We start from the raw sequence: 17,642 nt of genomic DNA on the forward strand, positions 1-17,642 counted from the left end.
AAGTCCACCGTGGAAACCGCCCGTCTGCGGGGTCAGGATCCCGTCGACGTCTTGATGTCCTTGCGCTGCTGACCTTCTACAAGCCGCTAATCAGATACATTAGTAAGATAGACGATCTAAGGAAATATCTACGGGGACTACAACTAGAGAATAGGGATCTATTTTACGAAAGGTTTGCTGAGTCCGTATTGAGTTCCAATTTTGGCATCGTTCACAAAACGAAATTGAGATATGTTCTCGGTAAAATGTCTCAATACGTAAATGAGAGTGCATATGGTAGCATAGGATCAGATTCAAAAATTTTTACATTTGTCAACACTGACGTTGAGATAGAACACATTCTCCCCATAAATCCAAGCAGCGTCGCTAGAAGAGAGTTTGGAGATACGAAGCGTATGGAACTTTATCAGCAGAAACTGGGTAATTTGGCACTAATTGAGAAGCCTATCAACGGTCACCTTGGCAATAAGCCATTCTCGAAGAAGAGACCAGTGTATACCGAATCTAAATTTCTCTTGACCAGAATACTTAGCGGTAATCACGATATTGGAAACACTCTTGTAACAAAAGCTCTCGCAGGTTTCAGTACTTTCGATACTTGGGATTCGGACTCTATAGATGAAAGGACAAACGAACTATTCGATTTGGCGAAAAAAGTATGGGAGATGGATTGATTTCTCGTATAATCTTCCTGTGTCCTAGTTCGTTCCTGATATTTGTAACGCTGGATAGTGCCTAGACTTCCAGCGCTAGCTTGTCGGTGTCGTTAAACAGCGGAATGCCCGCCGGATACTCGCCGTTGAAGCAGGCGAGGCACAATCCCGGCCCGCTGACGGCTTCCTTCAGCCCGCGCTCCGAGATGAAACACAGGCTGTCCGCGCCGATCAGCTCACGGATTTGCTCAATGCTGTGGGTACTGGCGACCAGCTCTTTGCGGGCGGCGGTGTCGATGCCGTAAAAGCAGGGGTGCTTGATCGGCGGGCTGCTCACCCGGAAGTGAACCTCGGTGGCTCCGGCCTCGCGCAGCAGATTGACGATCTGGCGGCTGGTGGTGCCGCGCACGATGGAGTCGTCAATCAGCACCACCCGCTTGCCGCGCACGGCGCTGGTGGGGGAGAGCTTCATCTTGACTTTCAGGTCCCGCGCTTCCTGGGTGGGCGCGAGGAAGGTGCGGCCCGCGTAGGGGTTTTTGTAGAGGCCGTAGTCAAAGGGAATACCGCTCTCGCGGGCGTAGCCAATCGCCGCGCCCATGCCCGAATCCGGCACCGGCACCACGATGTCGGCGTCCACCGGAAACTCGCGGGCGAGCTGCTCGCCCATGCGGATGCGGCTGGCGTGGGTGTCTACGCCGTCAAGTTGGCTGTCGCTGCGGGCAAAATAAATCCATTCGAACGAACAGGGCGTCGGGCGGGCCGGATGCACCATCAAGCTGTGCAGGCCGTTGTGATCGATCCAGACCAGTTCGCCGGGCAGTACGTCGCGCAGCAGCCTCGCCCCCACCGCGAACAGAGCGCACGGTTCGGAGGCGATCACGTAAGCGCCGATGCCTTCCGGGTGGTCGCGCTGGCCGATCACCAGAGGCCGCACGCCGTTGGGGTCGCGGAAGCCGATCAGGGCGGTGCGGCTCATCAGCACGCAGGCGTAGCCGCCTTCCAGTTGCTGCATGGCGGCGGCGGTGGCCTCGACCAGATCCATGTGCGATTCGCGGGCGATCAGGTTGAGCATCACCTCGGAGTCGTTGGTGGTGGCAAACAGAGCGCCTTCCATCAGCATCTGGTTGCGAACCTCACGGGCGTTCACGAAATTGCCGTTGTGCGCCAGCCCCAGAATGCCCTTGTTGGTGCGGGTGGTCAGCGGCTGGGCGTTGAAGCGCAGGTTGCTGCCGGTGGTCGAGTAGCGCACGTGCCCGATGCTGACGCGGGCATTGGCGAGTCGCACCGAATCCAGCCGCCGCTCGTCAAAAACTTGCGTGACCAGGCCCAGATCTTTCTCGACGTGGAATTTGTCGCCGTCGCTGACCGCGATGCCCGCCGCTTCCTGCCCCCGGTGCTGGAGGGCGAAGATGCCGAGATAGGTCATCCAGGCCAGGTCGAGCGGCTGAGGCGAGTACATGCCGAAGACGCCGCATTCGTCGTGGGGTTTGTCGTCGCCGTCGTAAAAGGCGAGTTCTGGGGAGTTATACAAAGTCATTCGTCAACTTTCCTTTGAGTGTTCTTCCCCAGAAATAAGGGTGACTCGGGCCAGACCAGAAAGCCCGCCACTCAGGCCAGCACAGCTTTCAGCGGATTTTCGTAGGCATCTCTCAAGTCAGAGAGGGTTGCGCTCAAGTTTACATTTTGCTCGGGGAGCAGAATGGTGACGCTCTCACCACCGCTGATGCCGAGGCGCACAAACGGCACGGCGAGTTCGGACAGCATCTCCTCAGCCTGAACTTGCTGCTCGGCACGGATCGCCACCACCACCCGGCTGTGTGCTTCGCCAAACAGCAGGGCGTCGGCGCGGGCTTCGGGGTGCTTGAGTTCGGCGTGCAGGCCAAGATTGCCAGCCATCGCCATTTCTGCCAAAGTCACGGCCAGCCCGCCCTCAGCACAGTCGTGGGCGGTGTCGGTCAGGCCCGCTCGAATCAGGGCCAGCACCCCGTCGATCACCTTTTGTTCCAGTGCCAAATTCAGTGGCGGCACCTGCCCCGCTTCCAAGCTGTGAATGGTTTCGAGGTATTGGCTGGCCCCGATAGAATCACCCAATTCGCCCAGCAGATACAGCATCTGCCCCTCGCCCTTCAGCCCCAGCGTGGCCCGCTGGCTGATGTCCGGCAGCACGCCCACCATGCCGATGGTCGGGGTGGGGTGGATGGCGACAGTGCGCTGTGTTCCATCTGGATTGGCTTCGACGTACTGGTTATACAGACTGACATTGCCGCCCGTGACCGGCGTATTCAGCGCCCGGCAAGCGTCGCCGATGCCCTGCACCGCCTGCTGCATCTGGTAATACACCTCGGGCCGGTGCGGGTTGCCGAAGTTGAGGTTGTCGGTGATCGCCAGCGGCGTGGCTCCCACGCAAGCCAGGTTGCGGGCGGCCTCGGCCACGGCGGCGGCGGCTCCCACATACGGATCAAGCTGCACAAAACGCGGATTGCAGTCGCTGGTGGCGGCCACGCCCATTGAGGAACCTTTGACGCGCATCACGGCGGCGTCGGCGGCTCCAGGCAGCACGACGGTATTGGTCATGACCTGCTGGTCGTAGCGCTCAAAAATTGGGCGCTTGCTGGCAATCGTGGGGTGCGAGAGCAGCTTGAGCAACACCTGCCCCAGATCGGTGGGCACCGGCACGCTGGTGAGGTCGCGTTCGCGGGCGGCTTTGATCGCTTCTGATTCCACGCCTTCGCGGGTGTATTTGGGCGCTTCGTTGAGCAGGGCCACCGGCAGGTCGCACACCACCTCGCCCTTCCACATCAGGCGGTAATTGTGGTGCTCTTCTACCTGCCCGATCTGCACCACGTCCAGTTCCCACTTGGCCAGCAGGTCATAGAGTTCCTGTTCGCGTCCCGGCACCGGCACCAGAATCATCCGCTCCTGCGACTCGGACAGGCACAGTTCCATCGGCACCATGCCGGTTTCGCGGGTGGGCACGTCGTCGAGGTTCATGGTGATGCCCAGGTTCGCCCGGTAAGCCATTTCGCAGGTCGAACTGACCAGACCCGCCGCGCCCATGTCCTGTACGCCCGCCACCACACCCGCCTCGATGGCCTCCAGCGTGGCTTCCAGCAGCAGTTTTTCCATAAAGGGGTCGCCCACCTGTACGGCGGGGCGGTCAGCTTGCGAGGCGTCACTTAAATCAGCCGAGGCGAACACCGCGCCGCCCAGCCCGTCGCGGCCCGTTTTGGAGCCGACGTAGACGATTACGTTGCCGACCTCGCCCATCGTGCCTTTTGCCAAATCTTCGTGGCGCAGCAGGCCGAGGGCCATCACGTTGACCAGCGGGTTTTCCTGGTAGCTGGGGTGAAAGGTGACCTCGCCGCCCACGGTGGGTACGCCAATGGCGTTGCCGTAGTGGGATATGCCTTCCACCACGCCGTTGACCAGAAACTTGGTGCGGGGGTTTTCGGGGTCGCCGAATCTGAGCGAATCCAGCACCGCGAAAGGCCGAGCGCCCATCGCGAAGATATCGCGCAGGATGCCGCCGACGCCCGTCGCCGCGCCCTGCACAGGTTCTACCGCTGAGGGGTGGTTGTGCGACTCCATCTTGAAGGCCACGCCCCAGCCCTCACCGATGTCCACCACGCCCGCGTTTTCGCCGGGGCCTTGTAGGACTTGCGGGCCAGTGGTGGGGAAGGCGGAAAAGAGGGGGCGCGAGTTTTTATAGCCGCAGTGCTCGCTCCACATCGCCCCGACGATGGCGGCTTCCAAGGCGTTAGGGTGGCGCTCCAGTTGAGAAACGAGCAGGTCGTACTCGCTGTCGGAGAGGCCGAAGGTGGCGGCGCGGGTGCGAAGGGAAGGGTTGGGGGTTTGGGTTTGGGTCATAAAAACTCCTAGCGGCAGAAATTGGGAATATATCAACCCAAGAAACCTTGAAATTCGGGACGACTTTTGTCCTTCATCATCTTTATGGATTGATGATACAAGTTTTGGTTCAGATTGATAATATTTTGCTCGTCTAAATCTACACTAGCCATTTTCTGGAACCATTGGGTCTGTGAAGCAATGAAGGCCAAAATTCTGGAAGATTTAAAGAACTCTTCGGCTAATGTCTCACCCAGAATATTTCCATCAGGAAAAATGGGTAGAATTACCCCGGAAAAATGCATGTATCTCTCTGAGTTTGTGCCGACGTTGTACAAATTTCTTCTAAATATTTCCATCATATGTACGCCATACGCTTGTAGCAATCTGGTACTACCAATAAGCTCTTCAAAATAATTTCTCATTGCCATTCCAGAAACCGACTTGTCTTCTTCCAAGTGGGTATAGATATAAGCTATCCATGCTACTCTGAAATGACTATAAATAGCTTCCTCGACCTCTTTTGAAGGTAGGGTAAAAAATTCTTTCATATTTATAATTGCGTTCGAAGCGAATAAATTGGCTGTAGAAAGCGTACCCCAGAGGATGATTTTTGTACGTGGCGAATCATCAGTTGCTGAGAAGGCCTCATCTTGTGCCAAAAAAAGAGAAAGTGGGGCATTGAAGAATGTTGCTTCGCGCGAAGTTGACTTTTGATTGGCCTGCTCCTGTTTGAACCATTCTTGCATGATATCTTTGTTTAGAATTCCTGCGCTTGCAATCACACCTATGGCATGCTCTATGCGGGCTTGAAATTCAACAGAGTTAACAAAAAACCTGCCGCCTAATGGCCTGTGGAATTCCAAGCTTTTTCTTAAAGAAATCACACTGCTCTCAATACAATAAAAGATGAGTGAATTGGAATCGTCTGTAAAATCTCTCAACTGGATACTAGCTTTCTCTACGTATTCGAGTCCACGAAAAACGAGTTTCGCTGGTTCTGGAGAGCTGGAACCTAGTCTCAAAAAGTAGTCATAATGTTCGCTCCCAAAGGTGTTGAATACAAACACCTTGGTAGAATCAGGTAGGCTGACTTCTTGGAGACCCGCATTTTGTGGATTGTTGGGATTCTCTTGACTTGTCACAAAAATAGCTTTGAGATTTTTCAAGAATGACATGTTGTCTCCGGCATCAGTTTCCCCCTAATTCTCCCAACTATTCATTGAACGTCAGGAACTTGATGGGTGTGGATTGGCGCAGGGCGAGGGCCGAAGCGAGGTGGGGGGCGTCCATCAGATTGGGAAAAGCAAGCTCAAGCCTTCTTCCCCAACTGCACTTGGCCCCGGTGATAGGCGATGTGCCGCAGGTGCATTCCCAGCGCGGCGAGGCGGGGGCGCTCGCCGTTCGGGGCGCTGGGCGAGAAGGCCATGCCGCTCAAATCGGTGTCGCTGGCCCCGCGCAGATAGACCACCGCCTGAGCGCCCACGCTGCCGAGTTGCGCCAGAATCGCCGCCTGATCAGCGTCTTCTTTGACAGGGGCAATTCCGTTCAAGTTTTGCGCCCAGGCCTGATCCTCCCAGCCCAAATAGTTGTAAGTGGGCGTTTTGTCCTCCATCATCGTCAGCCGCAGCCAGTCGGCAATGTGCAGCGCGTGCCAAGCCGGAGAGTGGCCGAGGCGAGCCGTGCTGAACATTTCAGCGGGCACGCTTTCCAAGGCGGCGCGAAAGGCGCTGAGCTCTATATCGTACTGATCGGCCAAAAAGTCTGGGAGGGTGCTCATTTGACCAGCACCGCTTTGAGACTGTGAAACAACCCCTGACCGTCCTCGCTGCCCAAAAGTGCTTCCACCGCCCGCTCGGGGTGCGGCATCATCCCCAGCACGTTGCCTTTTTCGCTGATGATTCCGGCGATGTCGTTCAGCGAGCCGTTGGGGTTGTCCAAGTAACGGAAGATGACCCGGCCTTCACTCTCCAGCCGCTCGATGGTGCCCGCGTCGGCGTAATAGTTGCCCTCACCGTGCGCGATGGGCATTTCTAAGGTCTGGCCCGGTGCATACGCCGAGGTGAAGGCGGTCTGGTTGTTATTTACCTGCAGGTGCACCGGTTTGCACAGAAAATGCAGATCGCGGTTGCGGCTGAGCGCTCCGGGCAGCAGTCCCGATTCGGTCAGCACCTGAAAGCCGTTGCAGATCCCCAGCACGTAGCCGCCGCGTTCGGCGTGCGCCTTGACGGCCCCCATGATCGGGCTGCGGGCAGCCACCGCGCCGCTGCGGAGGTGGTCGCCGTAGCTAAAGCCGCCGGGCAAAATCACCAGATCGGTGCCGCTGGGAAGGCCTTCTTCGGTGTGCCACACGAAACGGGCAGACGGATCGAGATTCATCTGAGCGGCGTGGAGCGCGTCGGCGTCGCAGTTGGAGCCGGGAAACTGAATCACGGCGGTTCTCATAGTAAATACCTCATAAGCGCTGCAACTCCTTCACGGTGCGCCCGCTCACGACGTTGCCGGTGTTGAGGGTGCTGGCTGGTTCAAACATCATGATCCAGGTTTCTTCCGTCTGGGCCACGGGCAAATGCTCCACGCCGCGCGGCACGACGATCAGTTCGCCTTCCTTGACGATCCGCTCGCCGTCTCTGAAGTTGAGTTGCAGCACACCTTTGATTACCATGAACAGCTCGTCTTCGTGCTCGTGGGCGTGCCACTCGAATTCGCCGCTGATGCGGGCAACTTTGACTTGCTGGCCGTTGAGGTCGGCCACCACTCTGGGCGACCAGTGCTCAGTGAACAGCCCGAACTTCTCATGCAAGTTGACAGTCTGGGGTAGTGTCGCGGCGGGCGTGCTCACGCTGGCTCCAGCGCCGCTTCTTCCAGCTCCCAGCGCACATTTTCCATCACCGGATTGCTCAGCACGTTTTCTGCCATGTCTTTTAAGCGGCTTTCCACCTCGCCGCGCTCGCCTTCGAGTTGCAGCTCAATGTATTTGCCGACCCGCACGCCGCTGACCTGCTGACCGAGGTGCGAGAGCGAGCGCTCAACCGTGCGCCCCTGCGGATCAAGGATGCTGGGCTTGAGAGTGACAAAGACTTTGGCTTGGTAGGTTTTGGTTTGATCTTGAGGCATGGAATTCCTTTGAAATGGGCGTGTGGCTTGCGACTTGTAAAAGAGAATGACGGGCCTGTTGCTCACGGCTCAGAGCTTTAACTCAGCACCCGCCGCAGCATCTCGCCATACGCTTCCTCGACCCCGCCCAGATCGCGCCGGAAGCGGTCTTTGTCCATCTTCTCGTTCGTCTCGGCGTCCCAGAAGCGGCAGGTGTCGGGGCTGATCTCGTCGGCCAGCACGATCTGACCGCTGGGCAACTTACCGAACTCCAGCTTGAAATCAATCAAGCGGACGCCGCGTTCCAAGAAAAACGGCGTCAAGAACGCGTTGACTTGCAGCGTCAATTCACGGATACGGGCCATGTCGCCCTCACTGGCCCACCCCAGCGCCACGGCGGTATCGGTGTTGATCAGCGGGTCGCCCAGCGCGTCGGATTTGTAGCAGTATTCCACCACGGGGCGCGAGAGCGGCGTGCCTTCCTCCAGTCCCAGCTTCTTGGCAAAACTGCCCGCCGCGACGTTGCGCGTAATCACTTCCACCGGCACAATCGTCACCGCCTTGACCAGTTGCTCTGTGTCGCTGAGCTTGGCGACAAAGTGGGTGGGAATACCCGCGCCTTCCAATTTCGGATACAGCGCGGCGGCGATAGCGTTGTTGGTGGCTCCTTTGCCCGCCCAACTGCCGCGCTTCTGGGCGTTGAAGGCGGTGGCCTCGTCTTTGTATTCCACCAAATACTGCTCGGGGTCGGCGGTGGCGTAGACCCGCTTGGCCTTGCCTTCGTACTTGAGTTCAGCTTTGGTGGAGGGATGCTGGTCGGGCTGGGTCATGGACGCTCCTGTCAGGACTGTGAATAAAAAACTTTGACTTCAAACTTGCGCCGGAAAATGGGAGCAGCGAGCGCTTCCGACTGGGGAAAGAGGCTCGCTGTATTGGCTGCTGAAGATACTGAATTGTTCGGGACGTTGCTGAATTGAAAACCTCTCAAGCCACTTTTTCAGGCTGGCGAGACGGGGGCCGCTGGAATAAAGGAAGAGCCGAACCAACACCGCTTCGGTATCCAGAGCAAAGCTTAACACCCGCGCGGCGGCTGCAGACGGCCTTGGGCGAGTCGGAGCCTTTATACTGGCGGTGCTTATGGCCTGCTCACCCGATTTTACCCCTCCCACTGCGCCGAAAGCGGACGTGTCGTCTGCCGATTTGGCCGCGCCTGCTTGGGTGGTGGCCGCGCTTTACCAGTTCAAAGCGGTGGAGAATCCCAGCGAATGGCGTCAGCACCTGCTTGGAGTGCTGGAGCCGCTGGGCCTGTGCGGCACGCTGCTGATTGCTCCCGAAGGCGTCAACGGCACGCTGGCCGGAACCCGTCAGGCCGTGACCCAGTTGCGAACCGAGTTGGCCAAGCTTGGCTTTGACGATTTGGAATACAAAGAATCGCTCAGTCAGCACAGGCCCTTTCGCTGCCTTAAGGTGCGTCTCAAGCGCGAAATCGTGACGCTGGGCTTCTACGTTGCGCCGCGTCAGCGGGTGGGCCGCTACGTAGAAGCCCAGGACTGGAACGCCCTGATGGCTGACCCCGACGTGCTGCTGATCGACACCCGCAACACCTACGAAATCAAAGCCGGAACGTTTGAGGGCGCAATTGATCCGCAGCTCAGCAGCTTCGGCGAGTTCCCGGCCTGGGCAGGGCAACACCTTGCCGGACAAGAGGGGCGCAAAATCGCCATGTTCTGCACTGGCGGCATTCGCTGCGAAAAGTCCACCAGTCTGCTGCTGGAACTCGGCTTTGAAGACGTTTATCACCTGAGGGGCGGCATTCTGAGTTACCTCGAACACGTTCCGGAGACAGAGAGCCGCTGGAACGGCGAGTGCTTTGTCTTTGACGAACGGGTCACCGTCGGGCACGGCCTCAAGGTCGGGGCGGGGGAGATGTGCCAGAGCTGCGGCTGGCCGCTGACGCCCCTTGACGCCCAGCACGCCGAGTTTGAGCGCGGGGTGAGCTGCCAGCACTGCTTTAAGCGCACCACTGAGCCGCAAAAAGCCAGCTTCCGGGAGCGTCAGCAGTGGTACGAGCGCCGAGCCGACGAAAACGGAGCAGTTGAAAGGCAGCCGTGAGACCAGGGGCACTACACTGAAGGTATGGTTTCTCTCTCTAATGCCTCACTTTTACTGGTCGTTGACCTGATCGACGAAGACACCGGCCTCGCCGAAGTGGAAGACGATCAGGGGCGCACCTACGCTTTTCCCGCCGCCTGGTTGCCCGAAGTTGCTGACGGCCAGGCCTACCGCGCGGTGGTGTCTGAGAGCGGCCTGACGTTCGTCGCCGAAGCGGGCGGCGCGGCGCTCTTACGCGAAAAAAGCAAGCAGACTTTGCTGGACTTCAGTGATGACTTCAGCGCCGAAAACCCTGACGCTGAAGACTCGACTGTCCCATCGGAACGGCCATGAGCGAAGTCGTCGTGATTCCCGATTTGCACGGGCGGCTCGATCTCCTCAGGGCCGCCGTGCGCGAATTTCCTGAGGCTCACTTTTTATCGCTGGGCGACGCTATAGATAGGGGGCCGCAGAGCTTGGCCACCGTGGATGAGCTGCTCAGGCTTCACGAGCAGGGCCGCGTCACCCTCCTGATGGGCAACCACGAGCGGATGGCCCAAGAGGGTCTGCGCTGGTACACCCAGTACACCGGCACGCACGACATGGGCAATTACCGCAAGGCCATGGAAGGCTACCAGTGGTGGATGCAGGCGGGTGGCGACACCATCCGCAAAGAAATGCCCAGCTACGCCGCCGAGTTTGGCGGCCCCACCTCGCTGACCCTCGAAAAGTTCCCGCCGAATCTGGCCCGCTACCTCGACTTGCTCAAGCGGGTGGTGTACGTCACCGCTGACGGCATCATCCATGATCAGGTGCCGGACGAACCGAGCGTCTTGGTGGCCCACGCCAGCCCGCCGGTCAGCCACCCGCAGTACCCCAACCCCGAGTCGGCGGCGCTGTGGCTGCGCCCTTTTGAAGGCCCGTTTGCGCTGCCGCCGCAGGTGGTCTACAGCGTTCACGGCCACACCCCCGTGCGCGTGCCCACCCGCATGGGCCGCCACCTCTACCTCGACATGGGCGCTTACGAAACGGGGCGGCTGGCGCTGCTTCCGCTGCAAGTCCACCAGGTCAAAGCGGTGACGGTGCTCAGCGGGCGCGGCGATCCGCTGCGGGCCAGCCGTTATCCGGCTTTCGGTGAAGCGCTGCCGACCCGCGTCGTGACGCTGGACAATGCGCCCACACGGCGCTGAGGAAAAGAGTGAGGGGACGGATTGCCGCTTCCCTTTGCGGTATGCTGGCAAGCCATGAAGCTCAGGCCGCCCCCCATCACCCGCCACCTGTGGCTCGGCCTGGGGTTTATCTTCACTGCTGTGGGCCTTGTCGGCACCGTCTTGCCGCTGCTGCCCGGCACCGGATTTCTGGTGCTGGCGGCCTGGTGTTTTTCGCGCAGCAGCCCCAAGTTTGAAGCGTGGCTGCTCGATTTGCCGCTGGCCGGTCAACTCATCCGCGATTACCGTGACGGCTTGGGCATGCCGCTGCGGGCTAAAATCGTGGCTTGCCTCAGCATCCTGCTGGCGGTGAGCCTGAGTCTGGGACGCATTCCGGTGCTGGTCGGTCAGGTGACTTGGGTGCTGATTGGCCTTTTCGGCATGTGGTACATCATCTGGCGGGTGCCGCTGCGGCGCGTGCCCTGATCATTTTCCTCACAGCACCGCTTCCATTCCCGACAAGCACTCCTGAGCAATGGCGCGGGCCAGCGGATCGCGGGTCGAGCGGGCGTAACTGACGCCAAGGTGCAGGTGCTCGTCGGCGGCGTCTGCGCCGATGATGGCCAGCGTTTGAAAAAAAGCCAGATGCACGTGAGAAAGCAGCACGTCGCGGGTGCGCTCCGGCGGCAGTACCCTCAAGGTCCCGAGCGCTTCGCTGAGCAGCTCCAGAGCCGCCTTGCTCTCACCTTCAATGGCCGCTTCCCGCCCCAATTGCAAGGAACGGGCTGCACTGAGATAAGCCGGACGCATGCTCGGCAGTCTAGCGCGGCCTGATGAAGTTGACACCGTATTGGCCGAACGTAAGATTTGCGTGAGGAGGTACGCGTTACCTTTGCCTCGGCATGAACAGTACGGTCACGATTTCTCTCCTGAGCAGTTTGACCCTTTTTCTGGGCTTGACCGCCTTGGCCCGTTGGCGGGTTTTGGGCCGCCGCCGTAACCTTGTCGGCGCAGCGTTGGCGCTGATCGGGGTGCTGGGCGCAGGCTGGCTGATGTTCAACGGCGCTGCCAACCTCGCGGTTCCCGCCGCCCTGATCGGCGTACTGGGCTACTTTTTTGGGCATGTCACCACGCCGCGCCCCACCGATCCTTCAAAAAGTAGCCCCTCGTCTCAACTTCCCTGAGGTTTGACGTTATTTCTGGAGTTTAAGCCATGCTCTCGACACCCCTCCTCGTTCTTCTGACTCTGGCAGGAATCACCGCGACCTTCACGAGCGGTTATCTGATCTTTTGACGCATCACATTCGGCCCAGACAGCCGCATTGATCCGGGGCTGATTCTCTGGCCGTTTATGGCAGTGGTTCTGGGAGACGTTGGAGCCGGTGCACTTCTTTTTGTCGTTCAAGCGCTGCTGTGGATGCCGATCAGTGTATTCGCCGCCGGTTATGTGGGCGTACAACTGGCTTTGCTGCGCCGCCGCTCCCGGCCCGGCTGAGCCTCAGCCCTCGGCCAGCCGCAGCCAGGGCCAGCGCCGCTGATAATCCGCCACTTTCGCCGCGTAGAGTTCGGGCGTGTGGTTGAGCGGATTGGGCCGCAAAATCCCCGCGCTGAGGTCGTCAAAGCCGTAGGGAGCGTACACTCCGCCTTCCGCGTCCATGCCCACGCAAGTGCAAAGCACCAAAAACTGCTTGATGCCCTCTCTTGCACTGCTAATGGGTGGGCGCGGGTGGCCGTACTTATCGCCAAACCACAGATGCACGCGGGCTTGGTTGCGTACTTCGATCAGCACGCCCAAGTCGGCATACAGCGCCTCGGCGCGGCGAATTACGGCGTCCTCGGCTTCGTAGCTGGTGTCTTCATCCCAGTAGAAGATGTCGTAATCGCGCAGCCCCTCGGCGGGCGGGCGGTTTGAGCGCACATTCCAAACCGTTTGAAACAGGCAGCCCGCCACCAAAAAGAGCTGCGGCACCGCCAACTCGCCCAGCCGCTCCAGTAGAGCGGCGTTGACCGGGTTGCTTAGCGCCGCCGCCTTAAATTCGGCCTCACCCATGTGAGTCGGGTTCATGCCGGTTGAGTTTAGCGTCTGGGTGGCCCGCGCCGTTCGCCGCCTTCGCGGGGCGCTCGGGCCTCACGCGGAGCAATTTTGCCTTCGAGTTCGGGGCGGATCAAATCGATCTTGCCCCGGTCGTCGATGCTCACGATCTTGACCCGCAATTTGTCGCCCACGTTCAGCGCGTCCTCGACGGCATTGATGCGCTCCTCGCTGATCTGCGAGATGTGCAGCATCCCGTCCTGGCCTGCGAATAAGTTGACGAACGCTCCGAACGGCGCGGTCTTGACTACGGTGCCGTCGAATTCCTCGCCGACTTTGGCGCTGCGGGTCACGGCCTCTATCTTTTCCTGCACCGCTTTGGCCGCTGCGCCGTCGCTGCTGAAAATGCGAATGGTGCCGTCTTCCTCGATGGTGACTTGTGCGCCCATCGCTTCGAGTTCGCGCACCTGTTTGCCGCCCGGCCCGATGACTTTGCCGATGAGTTCAGGATTGATCTTGATGCTGATGATGCGCGGCGCGGTGGGTGAGAGTTCGGGGCGTGGCGCCGCCAGCACTTCGGCCATCTTGCCCAGGATGTGCAGGCGGGCGTCTTTGGCCTGACTCAGCGCCTCACGCATGATCTGCGGGGTGATGCCCTGAATCTTGATGTCCATTTGTAAAGCGGTCACGCCCTGAGCGCTGCCGCAAACCTTGAAATCCATATCCCCCAGCGCGTCTTCCGAGCCGAGGATGTCGGTCAAGATCTTGTAGTTGCCGTCTTCCATGACCAAACCCATCGCCACGCCCGCCACCGGAGCGCTGATCGGCACGCCCGCGTCCATCAGCGCTAAGGTGCCCGCGCAGACGGTGGCCATGCTGCTGGAGCCGTTGCTTTCCAGCACCTCGCCCACCAAGCGGATCACGTAGGGGAAGGTCTCGAAACTGGGCAGCACCGCCCGAATGGCCCGCTTGGCGAGGTTGCCGTGGCCGATCTCGCGCCGCGACTGTCCGCCCATCCGCTTGACTTCGCCAGTGGAGTACGGCGGGAAGTTGTAGTGCAGCATGAACTTGTCGCCGGTTTCGGGAGTCAGATCATCAATGAGAATCTCGTCGCGCTCGGTGCCGAGGGTGGCCACGCCCAAGACTTGCGTTTCACCGCGTGTAAAAATAGCCGAGCCGTGAGCGCGGGGGAGAGGACGGGCCTCGATCCAGATGGGCCGGACGGTGCGGGTATTGCGTCCGTCGGCGCGGAGGTCTTCTTCCAGAATCAGGCGGCGGAGTTCCTGCTTTTCGACTTTGTAAAAGGCGTTTTTGAGGGCGGTAACCAGCGTGGCGGCTCCCTCAGCGGTGGCGTCGGGCACGCGGGCAGCGATCAGGCCATCTCGCAGCGCCTTGATCTTGGTGCCGCGCTCTTTTTTGCCGTTGGTCAGCAGGGCGTCGCGCAGGCCAGCGGCTTTGGCGTCGGCGGCCAGCGCGGGCAGCATCTCAGCGGCGGGGTCGGCGTCGGCGGTGAAGCTGAACTTCTCCTGACCCAGTTCGGTTCGCATCTGCTCGATCAGCGCAATCACCGGCTGCATCTGGGCGTGGGCGAACTCGATGGCCGACACCAGCACGTCCTCGTCCACGGTTTTTGCTCCGGCTTCGACCATCAAAATGGCGTCTTTGGTTCCGGCCACTACCAAGTCCATCGGGCTGTGCTCGAGCTGGCTGAGCGTCGGGTTGATGACGAACTGGCCGTCGATCTGTCCGACCCGCACGCAGGCGGTGGGGCCTTCCCAGGGAATATCCGAGATGCTCAGTGCCGCAGAAGCGCCGATTGGCCCCAGCACATCGGGGGTATTTTCACCGTCTGCCGAGATCACCGTGATGATGACTTGGGTCTCCTGGCGGTAGTTTTTGGGAAACAGCGGGCGAATCTGGCGGTCAGTGATGCGGGCCGACAAAATGGCTTTCTCGCCGGGCCGACCTTCGCGGCGGTGAAACGAGCCGGGAATCTTGCCCACGGCGTAGTGGCGCTCTTCAAATTCCACCGTCAGCGGCAAAAAGTCCAGCGTGCTGCGCTCGTCTCTGGCCTGCGCCGTGACCAGCAAGATGGTGTCGCCGTAGCGCACAGTGACCGAGCCGCTGACCAATTTGGCGAGCTTGCCGGTTTCAATGCTCAGTTCTTTGTCGCCGAGCATGGTGGTAAATGTTCTGGGGGTTTTAGAAGTCATTGCTTTAAGTCTAGCGCGGTGAGACTGGAAAAATGAGACGCTGAACGGGGAATAAAAAAAGCCGCCCCTCACTGCGGAGAAGCGGCTTAAAGATGCAGAACGTTTTAGTGCCCGTCGCCGTCGGTGCTTTCGCGTTTGCCTTCGTTGTAGTTGGCGTGCGCTTCGGCGTTGTGGACTTCAGCTTTGGCCCGGTCTTCCATGGCCTTGGCTTTGTCACCGGCGTTGTCCAAGGTGCTTCCACCTACGTGGCTGGCAGCTTCATGTCCGGCGGCGCGTAAACGGTCAGCGCCCTCGTTGACTTTGGCCTTGGCGGAATCTAAAAAGTTCTCGGCGGCAGATTTATCATCACTCATCGTTGAGTACCTCCTGCGAAGTTGGATTCCCTAAAATTTGGGTGATCTTCACTTTGCCACTCGGCGCTCCCGTTCGTATGAGGGGGCCGTAAGGACAGCTTGAACAAGCGGGGGACGGCCGCAGACTGCGCTAAGGTGGGGAGCGATATGACACAAAATACACACGTAAAGCGGCCCACCCAAGGCGAGAAGATTTCGATGCAAGGCGGAAAACTGATCGTACCCGATCAGCCGATCATTCCCTTCGTGGAAGGCGACGGCACCGGCCCCGACATCTGGCGGGCCAGCGTGCGGGTGCTGGACGCCGCCGTAGAGAAGGCTTACGGCGCTCAGCGCAAGATCGAGTGGATGGAAGTCTACGCCGGAGAAAAAGCCGTTAACACTTACGGTGAAGGCGTCTGGCTTCCCGAAGAAACGCTAGAGATGTTCCGCGAATATCTGTTCGGCATCAAAGGCCCATTGACCACGCCGGTGGGCGGCGGCATTCGCAGCATCAACGTGGCGCTGCGCCAGGAACTCGACCTCTACGCCTGCGTGCGCCCCGTTCAGTACTTCAAAGGCGTGCCCAGCCCGGTCAAGCGCCCCGAAGACGTGGACATGATCATCTTCCGCGAGAACACCGAGGACATCTACGCCGGTATCGAGTACAAAGACGGCACCCCTGAGCGCGACAAGCTCCTCAAATTCCTGCTCGAAGAAATGGGCGTCACCGCCATCCGCTTCCCCGACACGGTGGGCCTCGGCATCAAGCCGGTGTCGCGTGAAGGCACTGAGCGCCTCGTTCGCGCCGCCATCCAGTACGCCATTGACAACGACAAAAAGAGCGTGGCGCTGGTTCACAAGGGCAACATCATGAAGTTCACTGAGGGAGCCTTCCGCGATTGGGGCTACGACCTCGCCAAGCGCGAATTTGGCGGCGTGGAAATCGACGGTGGGCCTTGGCAGAAATTGCCCGGCGGCATCATCATCAAAGACGTGATCGCTGACAACTTTCTCCAGCAGATTTTGCTGCGCCCCACTGACTATGACGTGATTGCCACCCTGAACCTCAACGGCGATTACCTCAGTGACGCGCTGGCCGCGCAGGTCGGCGGCATCGGCATCGCGCCGGGAGCCAACATCAATTACGAAACCGGCCACGCCATCTTCGAGGCGACTCACGGCACCGCGCCCAAGTACGCCGGAAAAGACGTCATCAACCCCAGCTCAGTGATCTTGTCGGGCGAAATGATGCTGCGCTACATGGGCTGGACCGAAGCCGCTGACTTGATTCTCAACTCGCTGACCAAAACCATCGGTGAGAAGACCGTGACCTACGACTTTGCCCGCAACCTGGAAGGCGCGAACGAAGTCAAGACCAGCGCCTTTGCCGACGCTTTGATCGCCAATATGTAAGTTTCTGAATCCCAAGAAAGCCGGGGCCAAGCGCTCCGGCTTTCTTGTTGCTTGAGTGTGTAGTCAAGGCTTGTCCTCAGCTTGGGTTCGCCGTAAGGTGTGCGGCGTGAAAGCCGCCGAGTCACCAGACAAGCACCCGCTGGACAACCCGGTTTGGCACGCCCTGACCGGGCCGCAAAAAGGTTTTGCCCTTCAAGCTGGCCCGATGCGCTGGTATCCGCCGGACGTCGCGCCCTTCTGCGCTTTTGAGGAGCGCAATGAAGCGGCGCTCGAACTGGCTTTGGCCGATCCGCAGCTGGCTTCTCGTTCCGTGGTGCTGTTCCGGCCCCAGCTTGAACCGGCCCCTCTCGGTTGGACGCTGACGCATCACAGCAGCGCCGTGCAGATGATCTGCCCCGACGATTCACGCTTGATCAGTCCTGACATTCAGACCGCCACACTCACCTCCGCCGATGTCCCCGACATCTTGGCGCTGGTCAAGCTGACTAAGCCCGGCCCGTTTAGATCGCGCACCACCGAGCTGGGGGAGTATTTCGGCGTGCGGGAAGCGGGGCAACTGGTGGCGCTGAGCGGCGAACGGCTGCGGCTGGGCGGCTTTACTGAGGTCAGCGCGGTGTCGACCCACCCCGACTGGCGCGGGCGCGGCTTTGCGGGCGCGTTGGTCAGTCAGGTGGCCCGCAAAGCCTTCAGCGAAGGTCAAACGCCGTTTTTGCATGTGATGGAAGGCAACGCCGGAGCCATCCGCCTGTATCAGTCGCTGGGCTTCGTGGAACGCGCCCGCATTCACCTGTCGGTGTGGGCCGCTCTAAACTAGC

At 59.7% G+C, this 17,642-nt stretch carries 21 protein-coding genes; 9 read left to right on the top strand and 12 right to left on the bottom strand.

Annotated features, from left to right (window positions below; all coding sequences use genetic code 11):
• A partial coding sequence (locus tag FNU79_RS10165; protein ID WP_143720747.1) for an HNH endonuclease family protein occupies positions 1-674 on the top strand: 674 nt, incomplete at its 5' end.
• 61 nt (positions 675-735) lie between these two features.
• Here FNU79_RS10165 and purF read toward each other — a convergent pair.
• From purF to purC, 8 genes are all read right to left on the bottom strand, one after another.
• Entirely contained in the window at positions 736-2,190 is a 1,455-nt protein-coding gene (purF, locus tag FNU79_RS10170; protein WP_143720748.1) for an amidophosphoribosyltransferase, read from the bottom strand.
• Between the two features lie 71 nt (positions 2,191-2,261).
• On the bottom strand, positions 2,262-4,520 hold the full coding sequence (gene purL / locus FNU79_RS10175) for a phosphoribosylformylglycinamidine synthase subunit PurL (RefSeq protein WP_143720749.1): 2,259 nt from the start codon (positions 4,518-4,520) through the stop codon (positions 2,262-2,264).
• A 32-nt stretch (positions 4,521-4,552) separates the two neighbouring features.
• Entirely contained in the window at positions 4,553-5,668 is a 1,116-nt protein-coding gene (locus tag FNU79_RS10180) for a hypothetical protein (RefSeq protein ID WP_143720750.1), read from the bottom strand.
• Between the two features lie 143 nt (positions 5,669-5,811).
• On the bottom strand, positions 5,812-6,279 hold the full coding sequence (locus FNU79_RS10185; RefSeq protein WP_143720751.1) for a DinB family protein: 468 nt from the start codon (positions 6,277-6,279) through the stop codon (positions 5,812-5,814).
• Positions 6,276-6,944, bottom strand: a complete 669-nt coding sequence (purQ, locus tag FNU79_RS10190) for a phosphoribosylformylglycinamidine synthase subunit PurQ (protein WP_143720752.1) — start codon at positions 6,942-6,944, stop codon at positions 6,276-6,278. Before purQ ends, FNU79_RS10185 begins: the two co-directional genes overlap by 4 nt.
• A 10-nt stretch (positions 6,945-6,954) precedes the next feature.
• Positions 6,955-7,341, bottom strand: a complete 387-nt coding sequence (locus FNU79_RS10195) for a cupin domain-containing protein (protein ID WP_143720753.1) — start codon at positions 7,339-7,341, stop codon at positions 6,955-6,957.
• Positions 7,338-7,616, bottom strand: a complete 279-nt coding sequence (gene purS, locus FNU79_RS10200) for a phosphoribosylformylglycinamidine synthase subunit PurS (protein ID WP_124867081.1) — start codon at positions 7,614-7,616, stop codon at positions 7,338-7,340. The genes FNU79_RS10195 and purS overlap by 4 nt, the downstream gene beginning before the upstream one ends.
• Positions 7,617-7,693: 77 nt before the next feature.
• Positions 7,694-8,425: a phosphoribosylaminoimidazolesuccinocarboxamide synthase gene (gene purC / locus FNU79_RS10205; protein WP_143720754.1), complete on the bottom strand. Its 732-nt coding sequence runs from the start codon at positions 8,423-8,425 to the stop codon at positions 7,694-7,696.
• A gap of 307 nt (positions 8,426-8,732) precedes the next feature.
• Between purC and trhO the strand changes: the two genes are divergently transcribed.
• From trhO to FNU79_RS10225, 4 genes are read left to right on the top strand one after another with little or no spacing between them, the layout of a single operon-like run.
• The gene (gene trhO / locus FNU79_RS10210; protein ID WP_143720755.1) at positions 8,733-9,707 is read left to right on the top strand and encodes an oxygen-dependent tRNA uridine(34) hydroxylase TrhO; all 975 of its coding nucleotides are present in this window, start codon (positions 8,733-8,735) and stop codon (positions 9,705-9,707) included.
• A 24-nt stretch (positions 9,708-9,731) separates the two neighbouring features.
• Positions 9,732-10,040, top strand: a complete 309-nt coding sequence (locus tag FNU79_RS10215) for a hypothetical protein (protein WP_143720756.1) — start codon at positions 9,732-9,734, stop codon at positions 10,038-10,040.
• Positions 10,037-10,876: a metallophosphoesterase gene (locus tag FNU79_RS10220; RefSeq protein WP_124867085.1), complete on the top strand. Its 840-nt coding sequence runs from the start codon at positions 10,037-10,039 to the stop codon at positions 10,874-10,876. Before FNU79_RS10215 ends, FNU79_RS10220 begins: the two co-directional genes overlap by 4 nt.
• Positions 10,877-10,930: 54 nt before the next feature.
• Entirely contained in the window at positions 10,931-11,320 is a 390-nt protein-coding gene (locus FNU79_RS10225) for a YbaN family protein (RefSeq protein WP_143720757.1), read from the top strand.
• Positions 11,321-11,329: 9 nt separating this feature from the next.
• Here FNU79_RS10225 and FNU79_RS10230 read toward each other — a convergent pair whose 3' ends face one another.
• A complete protein-coding gene (locus FNU79_RS10230; RefSeq protein ID WP_143720758.1) occupies positions 11,330-11,644 on the bottom strand; it encodes a hypothetical protein in 315 nt (104 codons plus the stop codon).
• Between the two features lie 92 nt (positions 11,645-11,736).
• On the opposite strand from FNU79_RS10230, the gene FNU79_RS10235 reads away from it, so the two are divergent.
• Positions 11,737-12,018 carry a hypothetical protein gene (locus FNU79_RS10235; protein WP_143720759.1) on the top strand — a complete coding sequence of 94 codons (282 nt, stop codon included), beginning with the start codon at positions 11,737-11,739 and terminating at the stop codon, positions 12,016-12,018.
• Between the two features lie 167 nt (positions 12,019-12,185).
• Complete coding sequence (locus tag FNU79_RS19115; protein ID WP_185974678.1) at positions 12,186-12,329, top strand: hypothetical protein; 144 nt, start codon at positions 12,186-12,188, stop codon at positions 12,327-12,329.
• Positions 12,330-12,332: 3 nt separating this feature from the next.
• On the opposite strand, the gene FNU79_RS10240 is transcribed toward FNU79_RS19115, so the two are convergent.
• The 3 genes from FNU79_RS10240 to FNU79_RS10250 form a co-directional block, all read right to left on the bottom strand.
• On the bottom strand, positions 12,333-12,899 hold the full coding sequence (locus tag FNU79_RS10240) for a nucleotidyltransferase family protein (protein WP_225430013.1): 567 nt from the start codon (positions 12,897-12,899) through the stop codon (positions 12,333-12,335).
• Between the two features lie 11 nt (positions 12,900-12,910).
• Positions 12,911-15,079 (bottom strand): polyribonucleotide nucleotidyltransferase, encoded by a 2,169-nt coding sequence (gene pnp / locus FNU79_RS10245; protein ID WP_143720760.1) that lies wholly within the window; start codon positions 15,077-15,079, stop codon positions 12,911-12,913.
• 104 nt (positions 15,080-15,183) lie between these two features.
• On the bottom strand, positions 15,184-15,432 hold the full coding sequence (locus tag FNU79_RS10250) for a hypothetical protein (RefSeq protein ID WP_143720761.1): 249 nt from the start codon (positions 15,430-15,432) through the stop codon (positions 15,184-15,186).
• Positions 15,433-15,579: 147 nt separating this feature from the next.
• On the opposite strand from FNU79_RS10250, the gene icd reads away from it, so the two are divergent.
• Together icd and FNU79_RS10260 are read left to right on the top strand one after the other, a co-directional pair.
• Positions 15,580-16,827 carry an NADP-dependent isocitrate dehydrogenase gene (icd, locus tag FNU79_RS10255; RefSeq protein ID WP_143720762.1) on the top strand — a complete coding sequence of 416 codons (1,248 nt, stop codon included), beginning with the start codon at positions 15,580-15,582 and terminating at the stop codon, positions 16,825-16,827.
• Between the two features lie 106 nt (positions 16,828-16,933).
• A complete protein-coding gene (locus FNU79_RS10260) occupies positions 16,934-17,641 on the top strand; it encodes a GNAT family N-acetyltransferase (RefSeq protein WP_143720763.1) in 708 nt (235 codons plus the stop codon).
• Position 17,642: the final 1 nt, after the last annotated feature.

This window comes from Deinococcus detaillensis, assembly GCF_007280555.1.
GTDB lineage: Bacteria > Deinococcota > Deinococci > Deinococcales > Deinococcaceae > Deinococcus > Deinococcus detaillensis.

Coding starts and splice junctions, on each gene's coding strand:
- FNU79_RS19115 (WP_185974678.1), top strand. CDS start 12,186: ATGGCAGTGGTTCTGGGAGACGTTGGAGCCGGTGCACTTCTTTTTGTC.
- FNU79_RS10240 (WP_225430013.1), bottom strand. CDS start 12,899: ATGAACCCGACTCACATGGGTGAGGCCGAATTTAAGGCGGCGGCGCTA.
- icd (WP_143720762.1), top strand. CDS start 15,580: ATGACACAAAATACACACGTAAAGCGGCCCACCCAAGGCGAGAAGATT.
- FNU79_RS10235 (WP_143720759.1), top strand. CDS start 11,737: ATGAACAGTACGGTCACGATTTCTCTCCTGAGCAGTTTGACCCTTTTT.
- FNU79_RS10220 (WP_124867085.1), top strand. CDS start 10,037: ATGAGCGAAGTCGTCGTGATTCCCGATTTGCACGGGCGGCTCGATCTC.
- FNU79_RS10250 (WP_143720761.1), bottom strand. CDS start 15,432: ATGAGTGATGATAAATCTGCCGCCGAGAACTTTTTAGATTCCGCCAAG.
- purC (WP_143720754.1), bottom strand. CDS start 8,425: ATGACCCAGCCCGACCAGCATCCCTCCACCAAAGCTGAACTCAAGTAC.
- purL (WP_143720749.1), bottom strand. CDS start 4,520: ATGACCCAAACCCAAACCCCCAACCCTTCCCTTCGCACCCGCGCCGCC.
- FNU79_RS10225 (WP_143720757.1), top strand. CDS start 10,931: ATGAAGCTCAGGCCGCCCCCCATCACCCGCCACCTGTGGCTCGGCCTG.
- purF (WP_143720748.1), bottom strand. CDS start 2,190: ATGACTTTGTATAACTCCCCAGAACTCGCCTTTTACGACGGCGACGAC.
- trhO (WP_143720755.1), top strand. CDS start 8,733: ATGGCCTGCTCACCCGATTTTACCCCTCCCACTGCGCCGAAAGCGGAC.
- purS (WP_124867081.1), bottom strand. CDS start 7,616: ATGCCTCAAGATCAAACCAAAACCTACCAAGCCAAAGTCTTTGTCACT.
- purQ (WP_143720752.1), bottom strand. CDS start 6,944: ATGAGAACCGCCGTGATTCAGTTTCCCGGCTCCAACTGCGACGCCGAC.
- FNU79_RS10230 (WP_143720758.1), bottom strand. CDS start 11,644: ATGCGTCCGGCTTATCTCAGTGCAGCCCGTTCCTTGCAATTGGGGCGG.
- pnp (WP_143720760.1), bottom strand. CDS start 15,079: ATGACTTCTAAAACCCCCAGAACATTTACCACCATGCTCGGCGACAAA.
- FNU79_RS10215 (WP_143720756.1), top strand. CDS start 9,732: ATGGTTTCTCTCTCTAATGCCTCACTTTTACTGGTCGTTGACCTGATC.
- FNU79_RS10185 (WP_143720751.1), bottom strand. CDS start 6,279: ATGAGCACCCTCCCAGACTTTTTGGCCGATCAGTACGATATAGAGCTC.